Origin of the sequence: Candidatus Accumulibacter vicinus, assembly GCF_000584955.1 — a bacterium.
Taxonomy (GTDB): domain Bacteria; phylum Pseudomonadota; class Gammaproteobacteria; order Burkholderiales; family Rhodocyclaceae; genus Accumulibacter; species Accumulibacter vicinus.
This window is the reverse complement of the sequence record NZ_JDSS02000026.1, coordinates 54,188-67,649: the sequence shown is the minus strand read 5'-3', so window position 1 is coordinate 67,649 and position 13,462 is coordinate 54,188. Positions and strand designations below refer to the sequence as shown.

At 64.5% G+C, this 13,462-nt stretch carries 9 protein-coding genes; 4 read left to right on the top strand and 5 right to left on the bottom strand.

The window, feature by feature from the left end:
* From CAPSK01_RS12450 to CAPSK01_RS12435, 4 genes are all read right to left on the bottom strand, one after another.
* Positions 1-2,127 (bottom strand): DNA internalization-related competence protein ComEC/Rec2 (locus CAPSK01_RS12450; protein ID WP_034927059.1); only part of this gene is annotated, 2,127 nt, incomplete at its 3' end.
* Positions 2,128-2,193: 66 nt separating this feature from the next.
* Positions 2,194-4,215, bottom strand: coding sequence for a methyl-accepting chemotaxis protein (locus CAPSK01_RS12445; RefSeq protein WP_034927009.1), 2,022 nt, complete (start codon positions 4,213-4,215; stop codon positions 2,194-2,196).
* 84 nt (positions 4,216-4,299) lie between these two features.
* Positions 4,300-4,986: a lipoprotein-releasing ABC transporter ATP-binding protein LolD gene (lolD, locus tag CAPSK01_RS12440; RefSeq protein WP_034927006.1), complete on the bottom strand. Its 687-nt coding sequence runs from the start codon at positions 4,984-4,986 to the stop codon at positions 4,300-4,302.
* Positions 4,979-6,226, bottom strand: a complete 1,248-nt coding sequence (locus CAPSK01_RS12435) for a lipoprotein-releasing ABC transporter permease subunit (protein WP_034927003.1) — start codon at positions 6,224-6,226, stop codon at positions 4,979-4,981. Before CAPSK01_RS12435 ends, lolD begins: the two co-directional genes overlap by 8 nt.
* A gap of 57 nt (positions 6,227-6,283) precedes the next feature.
* Between CAPSK01_RS12435 and CAPSK01_RS12430 the strand changes: the two genes are divergently transcribed.
* From CAPSK01_RS12430 to CAPSK01_RS12415, 4 genes are all read left to right on the top strand, one after another.
* A complete protein-coding gene (locus tag CAPSK01_RS12430; protein ID WP_273703606.1) occupies positions 6,284-7,441 on the top strand; it encodes a hypothetical protein in 1,158 nt (385 codons plus the stop codon).
* On the top strand, positions 7,438-9,147 hold the full coding sequence (gene recJ, locus CAPSK01_RS12425) for a single-stranded-DNA-specific exonuclease RecJ (protein ID WP_034927000.1): 1,710 nt from the start codon (positions 7,438-7,440) through the stop codon (positions 9,145-9,147). The genes CAPSK01_RS12430 and recJ overlap by 4 nt, the downstream gene beginning before the upstream one ends.
* A gap of 232 nt (positions 9,148-9,379) precedes the next feature.
* Complete coding sequence (gene fbaA / locus CAPSK01_RS12420) at positions 9,380-10,453, top strand: class II fructose-bisphosphate aldolase (RefSeq protein WP_034926997.1); 1,074 nt, start codon at positions 9,380-9,382, stop codon at positions 10,451-10,453.
* Between the two features lie 120 nt (positions 10,454-10,573).
* Positions 10,574-12,280, top strand: coding sequence for a diphosphate--fructose-6-phosphate 1-phosphotransferase (locus CAPSK01_RS12415; protein ID WP_034926994.1), 1,707 nt, complete (start codon positions 10,574-10,576; stop codon positions 12,278-12,280).
* 45 nt (positions 12,281-12,325) lie between these two features.
* Here the strand turns inward: CAPSK01_RS12415 and CAPSK01_RS12410 are convergent.
* Positions 12,326-13,462, bottom strand: a 1,137-nt coding sequence (locus CAPSK01_RS12410; protein WP_273703605.1) for an amidohydrolase family protein, incomplete at its 5' end; no start/stop codon positions are given.

Sequence of the window (13,462 nt, the reverse complement as noted above, 5' to 3'; positions counted from 1 at the left end):
ACCGACGGCAGCCACGAAGTCGGGCGTCGACGAAGTGGCGCTGCCGTGATGCGGCACCAGCAGCACGTCACTGCGCAACAGGGGAGCGGCCCGATCGAGCAGGGCCTGCTCGTCGCGTGCCTCGATGTCGGAGGTGAGCAGGACGCTGGCAAAGGCATTCTCGATCCGCAGCACGCAACTCATGTTGTTGGTCCTGGCGGCCTGGTGCTCGTAAGCAGTGACTTCGGGATGCAGGATCGTGAAACGAACGCCGTCCCACTCCCAGGCCTGCCCGGTCTGACAACGTTCGCCGGACAGTTCGGGAAGCGACGACAAGGTACGCACGATCGGCACCGCCTCCTGCACGGCTACGACGCCACCCGAGTGGTCCTTGTCGCGATGGGTCACGATCAGCGAATCGAGCGACTTGATTCCGCTGGCGCGCAGGTAGGGAACGATGATGCGTTGGCCGGCGTCCGATTCGGCGCTGTACAGCGGCCCGGTGTCGTAGAGAAGATTGTGTTCGGCGGTACGCACGACAACCGCCAGTCCCTGACCGACGTCAAGCACATCGACCCAGGCCTCTCCCGCCAGGGGCCTCTCGGCTGGTGCAAACAGCACTGGCAGCAGCAGACACAGGCCCAGCCAGCGAGCCGGGAAACCGCGTGGCAAAAGTAGCCAGATCACCCCAAGCACCGCCACCAGAGTCGCCGTCAGCGGCGGTGCCGGCTGTTCCCAGACCGGCCAGATCGCCAGCCATTCGAGAAAACCGATCAAACCGGACAGCAGCCAGTGATCGAAGTAGAGCAGCGGCGGCCAGGGAAGGACGGCGAAGAGCAGCGCCAGTGGCGTGATCATGAAGCTGACCAGCGGGATCGCGAGGGCGTTGGCCAGCGGCGACACCAGCGAGAACTGCTGAAACATCAGCAGCAGCAGCGGCAGCGTCCCGAGGGTCACTGCCCACTGCGTCGCTCCCCAGTTGGCAAGCGCTGCTCGCCAGCCACGGGAAGCGTCCAGCCGGGCCGTACTGACCAAGAAGAGCAGCCCGACGGCCGCGAAGGAAAGCCAGAATCCCGGCGACAGCACTGCCCAGGGGTCGAGCAGCAGCACTGCCAGCAGTGCCAGCAGCAGGCTGCGACTGGCGCCGAGATTGCGGCCTGACCACAGCGCCAGGGCGACGACGCTCAGCATGTAGACCGTCCGCTGCGCCGGTACGGCAAAACCGGCGAGCAGGGCGTAGCCGAAAGCCGTGCACCAGCCGGCGGCGATCGCCGCTTTCTGCGCCGGCAGAAAAAGCATCAGCCGTTCGCTGCGCCGCCACAGCCAACCAAAAAAACCGCCAAACAAGGCGGCCACCATCGTCACGTGCAGGCCGGAGATGGACATCAGGTGCGTCACACCGGTCTGCCGGAACAAGCGCCACTGATCGGCCGGGATCGCCTGCTGGTCACCAATCGCCAGTGCCACGAGAATGCCGGCATAGGGAGCGTCGGGAAGGACGTCAACAAAGGAGCGGCGAAGCCGGTCGCGCAAACGTTCGACCCAATAGCCGGGAGCCCGGACCAGATCGTCCAGGCGCTGCGCGTCGGCGCGGGGACGCACGTAGCCCGTTGCCCGCAGACCGCGCTCGAAGAGCCAGGCCTCATAGTCGAAACCATGCGGATTGGCGTTGCCGTGCGGGCGCTTGAGGCGAACGGTGAAGCGCCAGCGCTCGGCCGGGCGAATCACCAGTCGCTGGTGCCAGTCGTCGTCCTGAGCACCGTGGTACCAGGAAAGCATGATCCGCCGTGGTAGACGCGCGCCAGGTGTTTCCACCGACTCGACTTCAAACTCGAAGCGCTCGCCGCGTGCGAAGGCGTGCGGCAGACTGGCAATAACCCCGACCACCTGCGCATCCCGGCCCTCCCACTCCGCCGGCAGGGAATCCCGAAGACGGAACTCGGCGAACAGTGCCGCCCAGACAAGTCCGAGCATCGCGCAGGCCAGCAGCGACCCGACGCAGCCGAGCGCGTCCCGGCGACGCCCGAGCCAGAACAGCAAGCCGGGGGCAATAAGAACAAGACCGGCAAGCAGCGGCCATGCCGGAAGGCTCTCCCGGGTCTGCAGCCACCCGACACCGAGGGCGAAGGCAATGATGCGGACACGCATGACGCGTTAGACCTGAAAACACCCGGCGAGCGCAGGCGAACCTGCTGTGCCCGTGCCTGCATCCGGTCAACCGATCCGGAAGCGGCGAACCTCGGCGTCGAGACCCTGCGACAAACGTTCGAGCTGTGCTGCCGTTGCGGCATTGCCGGCCACCGCCGAGGAGTTCTCCTCGGCCATGCGCGCGACTCGCTCGACGCTGCGGGCGATTTCGCTGTTGGCAACGCTCTGTTCGTGCAGGGCGCTGGAGATGTCGGCCACTTTTTGTACTACCTGCCGGGCATTGTCACCGATCTCGGCGAGTGAGGTGCCCGCCTGCCGGGCCAGCGTGACGCCTTCGGTCACGCGGTTGACACCGATCTTCATGCTCGCCACGGCATCGCTGGTGCCTGCCTGGATCGCGGAAATCATTTCCGCGATCTCTTGCGTCGACCGGCTGGTGCGCTCCGCCAGTTTGCGCACCTCGTCGGCGACCACCGCAAAGCCGCGTCCCGACTCCCCGGCTCGCGCCGCCTCGATCGCCGCGTTCAACGCCAGCAGGTTGGTCTGATCGGCAATTTCCTTGATCACATGGACAATTGCCGAGATCCGCTCCGAGTGCCCTCCGAGATCGGCGACGATCGACGCCGATTGATTGACCACCTCGGCTATTCGTTCAATCGCCTCGACGACGTTGCCGACGACACGGCCCCCCTCGGTAGACAGATCCCCTGCGCGCGCCGAAATCCGGTCGGCGTCCTGTGCATTGCCCGACAGGTGTTCGATCCCCGCCGTCATTTCCTCGATTGCCGCAGCCATCTTCAACGCGGCCTCGCTCTGCTGCTCGCTGCCGCGCTTGACCTGCGTTGTCGATGCGGACAGCCTCTGCGTCGCGTCGAGAACCTCGCCCGCACTGCGATGCACGTTCTGAAGAAGGCCACGAAACGCCGCGGCCATCTCGTTGAGGCTGTCGCCGACCAGTTTCAGCTCATCGCGGGTGCCGAGTTGCACGCGCACGCCGAGATTGCCGGTAGCCAGTGTTCTCGCGTTGTCGGCCAGTTGCTGGATACAGCCCATTGTTGCGTAGTAGAAGCCGACCGAGATGTAGGCAAACAGCAATAGCATGAGCAGCGACACGGCGATATTGATGAACAGCTCACGTTCCGTCCGGTCGATCCGGCGTTGCAGTTGTTGCTCGAGTGCCGGGAACAGGTTTTCGAACATTTCCTTGTACCCGCTTTCGAGCACGGCGGTGGTCAACGCGAAGTACTCGCCCGGGGCGGTCGCATAGGCGCCGGAAAGGAGATCCTGGTTTACCAGCGCGCTGACCCTTTCGGTTGCCGTGGTCATTTGTTTCACCACCGTGCTGATGGTCTGCTGCAGGTCCGGTGTTCTGTGTGCGACCAATTCCAGGTGATACTGCATTTCGTTGACGTTGTCGTCGAGCCCGCTCAGGAGAACGGTCATTTCGACCTGTTGCACCAGGGTCAGCGGCTGCTTCCTGGTCAGCGTAGCCGTTCCCAGCGCCCGCAACTGGCCCATGTATTCGAGAGCTTTCGGCAAGTGGTCGGTCGTCGCGACGATCATGTTGACCAGGTCGATGTCCGGGTCGTTGGACAGCGAGTAGTGGTCTCCGACAACCCGCTGCAAGTCCAGCAGATCGGCGATCAGGCGATTGTGGGTCCGGAAATTTTCTCTTGGGATCAGTTCCAGGCCCGTATTCTCGATGATCGCCCAGTTATCGACGGCCTTCTTCCAGGTGTCGCTGGCCGTCAGTTCGGCGGGCAGCCTGCCTTCGAGCATCTTCAGGGCCTGGTTGACCTCGTCTTGCCGGGCAGCGCGGGGAGCCTTCATTTCGTCGTTGCCATTCAAGACGCCTGACGACAGGCCACGATGGATTTGCAGGTGCTGTACCAGGCGGTTGATCGGCTTCTGCACCTCGATACCGGCCAGTTCCCGCCGCGAAGTGTCGATCACCCGGTGCAGACTCTGGTAGAGGTTCACCAAAAGAACGCTGATCGCCACCAGCGCGAGCGCGCCCATGATGGCGAATTTCTGCGTGTAGCCGACACGGTTGAGCAGGGCTACAGCCGGAGCGTATAGAAATTTCATGATGGGTCTCCTCGAAAGGGTAAAACAACGGCATCGACGTCGTGGGGCGATGTTAGCGGCTGCTCCCCCGGACAGACATTGCTTTCACGGCACCGACGAATGGAGGCGCCCGTCGCGCAGCGTCAGGATCCGCCCGACGCGGCTGGCCAACGCCGGGTCATGGGTGACGATCACGAAACTCGTCTGCCGCGAACGGTTGAGCGCCAGCATCAGCTCGAAAACGCCGGCAGCGGTCTGCCGGTCGAGATTGCCGGTCGGCTCGTCGGCGAGCACGCAGGCCGGCTCGGTGACCAGTGCGCGCGCGATCGCCGCCCGCTGCCGCTCGCCGCCCGACAGCTCCGACGGCGTGTGCCGCAAGCGATGCCCGAGTCCGACCTCGCCGAGCACGGCCGCCGCGCGCGCCTCCGCCTCGGCTTTCGGCATGCGCCGGATATACAGCGGCATGGCGACGTTCTCCAGCGCGGTGAACTCGGCGAGCAGGTGATGGAACTGATAGACGAAACCCAGGTGGCGATTGCGCAGGTTGCCGCGCTGTGCCTCGTCGATGCGGTTCAGATCGCTCCCCATCAACTGCACCTCGCCAGCGTCGGCGGCGTCGAGACCACCGAGCAGATGCAGCAGCGTGCTCTTGCCCGAACCCGAAGCACCGACGATCGCCACCCGCTCGCCGGCCCGGATTTCGAGATCGACACCGAGCAGCACCGGGACTTTGCTGTCGCCCTGCGGATAGATTTTGCGCAAGCCCTGACAGGCCAGAACCCGTTCACTCATAACGCAGCGCTTCCGCCGGATTGACGCGTGCCGCACGCCAGCTGGGATAAAGGGTGGCCACCAGCGCCAGCAGGAAAGCGACGCCGGTAATCGTCGTCACGTCGCGCCACTGCAGTTCCGAAGGCAGATTGGAAATGTAATAGACCTCCTTGGCCAGGAACTGCGTACCGAGCAGGCGCTCGATGAACGGCACCACGACATCGACGTTGAGCGCCAGAGCGACACCGCCGGCGACGCCGAGGCCGAGACCGACGCAGCCGATCAGCGCCCCCTGCACGATGAACACCACCATGATGCTCGCCGGGCTGGCGCCGAGCGTGCGCAGGATGGCAATGTCCGATTGTTTGTCGGTGACCGCCATGACCAGCGTCGAAACGATGTTGAAGGCGGCCACGGCGACGATCAGCGACAGGATGATGAACATCATGTTCTTCTCGATCTGCACGGCGCGAAAGAAATTGGCGTGGCTGCGCGTCCAGTCGCTGATGAAGGCATGGGTATCGAGCTTGCCAGCCAGCAAACGCGCCACCCGCGGCGCGGCAAAGAGGTCGTCGAGTTTCAGGCGCACGCCGGAAACCCGGTCATCCATGCGGTACAGGCGCTGCGCATCGGCGAGGTGGATCAGCGCCAGGCCACTGTCGTACTCGTACATGCCGACCTCGAACAGCCCGACGACATGGAAGGTCTTCAGACGCGGCACCACGCCGGCCGGGGTCACCACGCCCTGCGGTGCGATCAGCGTCACCCGGTCGCCGACCAGAACACCGAGCGCGCGCGCCAGCTCCGAACCGAGGATGATGTTGAAGTGATCCGGCTGCAAGGCGTCGAAGCGGCCACTTTTCATGTGCGGGCGGAAGTCTGCGACCCGGTCCTCGAGATCCGGCAGGATGCCGCGCACCACCGCGCCGCGTACCGATTGCCCGTAGGCCAGCATGCCCTGCGCCTGTACGAAGGGCGCAGCGGCAAGCACCTGCGGCTGTCCGGCGGCCTGCTTGGCGACCGCTTCCCAGCCGGTCATTTCGCCACTGGCACCGGTAATCTCGACATGCGAGACGACAGCGAGAATGCGCGACCGCAATTCGGTCTGAAAACCGTTCATCACCGACAGCACGACGATCAGCGCCGCGACACCCAGCGCGATACCGCACATCGAGATCAGCGAGATGAAGGAAATGAAATGGTTGTGCTTCTTGGCGCGCGTATAGCGCAGGCCGATCAGCAACTCGTAGGGCAGGGCCATCAGCGGCGGAAACTCATTTCAAGGAACCGTACGAAGCGCCGAAACGGCAAAGGCGCTATGCTACACTTTTTCGACAGTGGCTGCCCTCCCTGGCAAGCACTCTCCGCACCCTCACCCCTTGCAGCCACCCCCCGTCCGTCCGCACCCATGCAGCTCACCCTGGTCGTTCCCGAACTCCTCTGGCCCGAACCCGACGACCACGACAGTTTCGACGCGCTTCGCTGCGACGCCCTGAACACGCTGATCGCGCGCAGCCAGCGCACGCATCGGCCACCGCAGTCGCTCGAAGCGACGCTCTGCGATGCTTTCGGTCTTGCCGGGAATGCCGCTTACGCCGCCTTCCGGGCGCTCGGTGAAGTCGCCGGACCGGCCGTGGCCGACGCCTGCTGGCTGTGCGCCGACCCGGTGCATCTGCGCCTGCACCAGGAACGTCTGATTCTTGCCGACGGCGGCCGTCTCGACATCACCGCCGCCGAAGCGTTGGCCATCGTTGACGAACTCAATCGTCAGTTCCCGGATCTCGGCACCTTCCACGTCGGCACGCCCGATCGCTGGTATCTGCAGCTCGCCGGCCACACCGAACTCGGCCGCTTCGACGTGCTGCCGCTGTCCGTCGTCGCCGGCCGCAGCATCGGCCGGCAATTGCCGGAAACCGCCGAGTTGCGCTGGCTGCGCCAATTGCTCAACGAAGTGCAGATGGTGCTCCATCAGCACCCGGCCAACACCAGACGCGAGGATGCAGGCCAATCGACGATCAACAGCCTGTGGCTGTGGGGTGCCGGGGTCCTGCCGGCCGGCAGCGCGCAGGACTGCACCGGCGTCTGGAGCGACCACCCGCTGGCGCGCGGCCTGGGTCGCGCTTTCGGCATACCGGTGCAGGCCGTCCCCGACGATGCTGCTGCCCTGCTGGCGCAGACCCGCCCCGGCAGCCGCCCACTGCTCGTTCTCGATTCGCTGCAAGCACCGGTACAGTACGAAGATGGCGAAGCCTACCGTGCGCAACTGCTCGCACTCGAAGCCCGCTGGTTCGCGCCGCTGCAGAGGGCGCTTGCGCTTGGCAGAATCCGGCACCTGCGCCTCGCCGCATCGACCGCCTACGCCATGCTGGTCTGGGAAAGCAGCCGCAGCGGGCAGTGGCGGCTGTGGCGCCGCCCGCGGCCGCTGGCGGCCACCGTGCAGGCCCTGGCCAAGGGTCATGACCCGGACGCGCCATGACCCGAATCTGCAGCCGCAGCGTCTCGCCGCGCATCCAGTGGCAACTCGAACAGCAGGGCGTACACCCGCTGCTGGCGCGCATCTACGCCGGGCGCGGCATCGTCCTGCGCAGCGAACTCGATTACGAATTCTCGTCGCTGCTGTCACCCGCCCGGCTGACGCATGCCGCCGAAGCCGCCGTTCTGCTCGCCAACTGCATCGCCGGGCAGCAGAAAATCCTCATCGTCGCCGACTACGACTGCGACGGCGCCACCGCCTGCGCGCTGGGTGTCCGGGCACTACGGGCTTTCGGCGCAAACGTCGATTATCTGGTACCGAACCGCTTCACCTACGGCTACGGACTCTCCCCCGACATCGTCGAGCTTGCTGCGACGAAGAAGCCGAAGCTCATCGTCACCGTTGACAACGGCATCGCCAGCGTCGACGGCGTTGCCCGCGCCAGGCAGCTCGGCATCGCAACGCTGATCACCGACCATCACCTGCCGGGCGACGAACTGCCGGCCGCCGACTGCATCGTCAACCCCAACCTTCCCGGCTGCAGCTTCCCGAGCAAGCATCTGGCCGGCGTCGGCGTGATCTTCTACGTGATGCTGGCGCTACGTGCCGAATTGCGCGAGCGCCACTGGTTCTCCATGCAGAGCGAGCCCCGGCTCGCCGCCCTGCTCGACCTGGTCGCCCTCGGCACGATCGCCGACGTCGTCAGGCTCGACCACAACAACCGGGTGCTCGTCAGCCAGGGTCTCAAACGCATTCGCCAGGGCCAGCTCACCCCCGGCCTGCGCGCCATTTTCCGTGCCGCCGGACGCGATCCGGCGCAGGCCTCGGGCAACGACCTCGGCTTCATGATCGGCCCGCGCGTCAACGCCGCCGGCCGTCTCGCCGACATGTCGCTGGGAATCGAGTGCCTGCTCACCGACGACGAAGGACGCGCGCTGAACATCGCACAACGACTTGACGCACTCAACCGCGAACGCCGCGAGATCGAATCCGGCATGCAGGAGCAGGCGCTGTTCCAGATCGCCAGGGCTGCTCCCGACCTGGACGAGAACGCCGCGGCAGCGGTCTCGCTGTTCGACGCCGACTGGCACCAGGGCGTCGTCGGCATCGTCGCCGCACGCATCAAGGAAAGGCTGCACCGTCCGGTATTCGCCTTTGCGCGCGGCGGCGACGGCGAGATCAAGGGATCGGGCCGTTCGATCGCCGGCCTGCACCTGCGCGATGCCCTCGATCTGCTTTCCAAACGTGCGCCGGGCCTGCTGCTGCGCTTCGGCGGGCACGCCATGGCGGCCGGGGTGACGATACGCGAAAGCGACTTTGCCTGTTTTCGCGAACTGTTCGCAGCCGTCGTCGACGAGTTGCTATCGCCCGCCGACCGCACGCGCACGCTGGAAACCGACGGCGGCCTCGAAGCCGCCTATCTCTCGATCGCCACGGCGCGGCTGCTCGAAGCCGAAGTCTGGGGCCAGGGATTTCCGGCGCCGCTGTTCCAGGATGAATTCGTCGTCGAGAGCCAGCGCATCCTCAAGGACAAACACCTCAAGCTGCGCCTGCGCAAGGGAACCCAATGCCTCGACGCGATCCAGTTCAACTTCGACCAAGCACCCGGCAACACCGTCCGCGCCGCTTACCGGCTGGCGATCAACGACTACAACGGCGTCCAGACGCCGCAATTGCTGATCGAACATCTGGCCTCCCGTGCCGGCTGAAAGGCCTGACATGCGAGCCGTTCGGAGCCCGTTCGGAGCACTTTTTCGGTGCATTTCGGGTGCCTCGCAGCGTCTTTGCACGAACCCAGCAGACGGAGCTTGACGAGTCGCTGCACGCCGGAGATACTTCCACCGAAGCGGGCGTTTTGGGCGTCCGTTCTGTCCTCGTTTCTCGACTCGTTTCTCGACCTTCCCGACTTTTTTGATCAACCGAATCTGGAATAAGCCCATCATGAGTGCAACACAAATCAAACCCGGCGTCGCCACTGGCGACGAGTTGCAGGCAATTTTCGAACTGGCCAAGGCCAAGCAATTCGCGCTGCCGGCGGTGAACGTCATCAACACCAGCACGGTGAACTCGGTCATGGAAACCGCCAAGGAGCTCAATTCTCCGGCGATCATCCAGTTCTCCAACGGCGGCGCGCAGTTCTTCGCCGGCAAGGGCCTCGACAATACCCACCAGCGTTCGTGCATCGCTGGCGGCATCTCCGGCGCCCAGCACATCCATCTGATGGCCGAACTCTACGGCGCGACGGTCATCCTGCATACCGACCACGCGGCCAAGAAGCTGCTGCCGTGGATCGACGGCCTGCTCGACGCCGGCGAGAAATACTTCAAGACACACGGCAAACCGCTCTACAGCTCGCACATGCTCGACCTTTCGGAAGAACCGATCGAGGAAAACATCGAGATCTGCAAGCGCTATCTCGAACGAATGAGCAAGATGGGAATGACCCTCGAAATCGAGCTCGGCGTCACCGGCGGTGAGGAAGACGGTGTCGACAACAGCGGCGTCGACAGCTCCAAGCTCTACACCCAGCCGGAAGACGTGGCGATGGCCTACGAAGCGCTTTCGCAGGTCAGCGACCGCTTCACCATTGCCGCTGCCTTCGGCAATGTGCACGGCGTCTACAAGCCGGGCAACGTCAAGCTGCAGCCGATCATCCTGAAGAACTCGCAGGATTACGTGCAGAAGAAGTTCGGCACCAAGAACCTCCCGGTCAACTTCGTCTTCCATGGCGGATCGGGATCGACCCTCGAGGAAATCCGCGAGGCAATCTCCTACGGGGTCATCAAGATGAACATCGACACCGACCTCCAGTGGGCGTTCTGGGATGGCGTGATGGGCTTCTACAAGAAGAACGAAGGCTATCTGCAGGGTCAGATCGGCAACCCCGAAGGCGATGAAAAACCGAACAAGAAGTACTACGACCCGCGCGCCTGGCTGCGTAAGGGTGAAGACGCTTTCCGGGCCCGACTGAAGCAGGCCTTTGCCGACCTGAACAACATCGGCACGCTGGGTTAATCGATTCCCGGCGCATGCCAGCGGGCTGGTCCAGGTCTGGGCTGGCCCTTTTTTGTGCCTGCCGGAGATCACCTTTCTATTGGAACATCGTAAGTACAACAGTACACCGAGGATCAAACCATGAGTACCCTGGTAGAGCAGCTCATCCAGACAGAAGCGCACCAATCGATCTTCGAATCGGCCGTGCGCCAGCTTCCCCTGCCGGTCTGCGCCGCATTCGGCTCGTCGAGCAGCCCGCAGCCGGTCAGCTTCAAGAACACCGGGCGCGTCCTGAGCACCAAGGACAGCGACGCCGTGCGCGCGCAGTTCCCGCAGAGCGTCGCCGCCTCCAACAATGTCGTCCTCACTTCCTCCGGCAGCAGCCCCGCGACCGTGCAGGGCAAGCGCATCGCCGTGCTGTTCTCGGGCGGTCCGGCCGCGGGCGGTCACAACGTGGTCTGCGGACTCAAGCGGGTGCTTGGCGCCGGCAACACGCTCCTTGGCGTCAGGGCAGGTCCAAAGGGCCTGCTCAAGGGCTCGCTGTTCGAAATCACCGACGCCAACGTCGACTTCATCCTCAACACCGGCGGCTTCGACTTTCTCGGCTCGGACCGCACCAAGATCAAGAGCGACGAGCAGTTCGCACAGGTCCGCGAAACCTGCATCAAACACCGGCTCGACGCCATCGTCGTCGTCGGCGGTGACGATTCCAACACCAATGCCGCAGTCCTCGCCGAATCGCTGTTTACCGGCGTCAAGGCCGACGGCTCCGGCGTGCAGGTCATCGGCGTGCCGAAAACCATCGACGGCGACCTGCAGATCGGCGACCTGCTCTCGATTTCGTTCGGCTTCGATACCGCGACACGGATCTACAGCGAGATGGTCGGCAACATCCTGCAGGACACCAGCTCCTCGCTCAAATACTGGCACTTCGTCAAGCTGATGGGCCGCTCGGCTTCGCATGTCGCACTCGAAGTCGCGCTGCAGACCAAGCCGGCGATCACCCTGATCTCCGAAGAAATCGCCGCCAACCAGGAGTCGCTGGCGAGCATCATCGACCGCGTCGCACGGGTCATCGTCGAACGTTCGCACCGGGGAATGAACTACGGCGTCCTGCTGGCGCCGGAAGGCCTGATCGAGTTCATCCCGGAAATGAACGCCATGATCGCCGACCTCAACGATGTCCTCGCGCACCACGCTGCCGAGTTCGCCGCCCAGGCTGACGACGCCAGACCGGCTTTCGTCGGCAGCCGGCTCAGCCCCGAAAATGCCAGCCTGCTGGCCTCGCTGCCGCATTACATCGTGAACATGCTGCTCGCCGAACGCGACTCGCACGGCAACCTGCAGGTCTCGCTGATTCCCACCGAGCAGTTGCTGATCGACATGGCCAGGCAGCGCGTCAGGGAACTCGATGCGAACGTCCCCTTCGCCGCGCACAGCCACTTCCTCGGCTACGAAGGCCGTTGCGGCGCACCGACGCTGTTCGATGCCGCCTATACCTACAACCTCGGCCTGACCGCCGGCTCGCTGATCCTCGACGGCCGTACCGGCTACATGGCGACGATCACCGGACTCGCCAGCGGCGGCGCACCACAGGCGATCCCGCTCGCCGGCCTGCTCAACATCGAACGCCGTCACGGCAAGGATGAGTTCGTGATCGAGAAGGCACTGGTCAAGATGGATTCACCGGCCATGCAGTACTTCGTTTCACGGCGCGAGGCCTGGGCGGCCAGTGATCTCTTCTCGTCACCGGGCCCACGCCAGTTCTGGGGTCCGACGACGGATCAACTGCCGATCAGCGTCGCGCTGAACTCCGGGGCCGACACGCTGATGTTCAGGATCGGCTGAACGAGCGGCGTCTTCGGTCAGGCAGGGCCATCGGCAACGATGGCCCTAGCTCCCTGGAGGGCTGCACTGCGCACCACCGAACGCTGCGAGGCCTCCCTCGCCACCGGCCGGGTTCCCCTTCATGCCGGCGCCAGGCCCCTCAGCCAGCCGGCATCGTTCAAAGAAGGAGCGTGTCTCGAAGATCGTGGGGGCGAAGCGCTGTCCCCGCGAAGACAGATGCCGCTTGAGGACGAAATCGAAGAGCAAGGGATTGTGGTGTCGAATCACTTCCAGCTCCGCAACCGCTGACTCCGGCAGCATGCCACGCGCGGCGAACTCCGCAGGCAGGATCAGCGGCACGATGCCCGGCAACGGATAGTCGGAACCGTTCAGCAAACGCGCATGCCATTCGCCGCGCTCGAGCAGCGTGCGCAGAACTTCCGCGCTGCGGTTCCTGAGCGTCAGCGCCGAAATATCGCCAAACAGCAGTTTCTCATAACGCGCTTCGCCCATCAGGCGAGCAAACAGTTCAAAACAGGGAAGCGGCGCGGCGTTCGCACCCCGGTCCACATCGACGGCGCTGCCGAGCGAGGCACAATGCGCCACCACCACCCGTACGCCATGGTCCATCGCCCGCCGCAGCAGGAGCGGGTTGCCAAAGGCGGGCTGATCGCCACCGGGAGCCGCTTTTTCCTCGCCCGCATGGCTGATCAACGGAAGAGCGTGTTTCGCCAGTGCGGCATAGAAGCGATCGCAACGCCTTGAGGACGGATCGATGCCCATCGCCGGTGGCAACCATTTCACCGCCCGCGCCCCTCCTTCGACGGCGATGGCCAGTGCCTCGACGCAGTCGCCGCGATACGGGTGAATCGACGCCGCCCACTGAAAATACTGCGGATGGCGCGCGGCCACGGCCTGCGCGTAGGCGTTCGGGGTATGGAAGGAACTGCGCTGCGGGTCGGCCCGACCATCGAGGTCGTGGAAGCGGTCGAAAGCAAAGAGCAGCAGCTTCGCTCCCGGCCGCAATCCTTCGACGAGATTCTGCAGGCGGTCGACGTAGCTCTCGTCGACTCGCCCCGGTGCATCATGGACGCAGCCCGCGTTCAGATAGAACAGGCGCTGCGCATACTGCAGCGGGTGCAGGAGGCTGTCCATCTGCGGATTCACCTCGATGCCGCTGTCCGAATCGCCGATACCGACCAG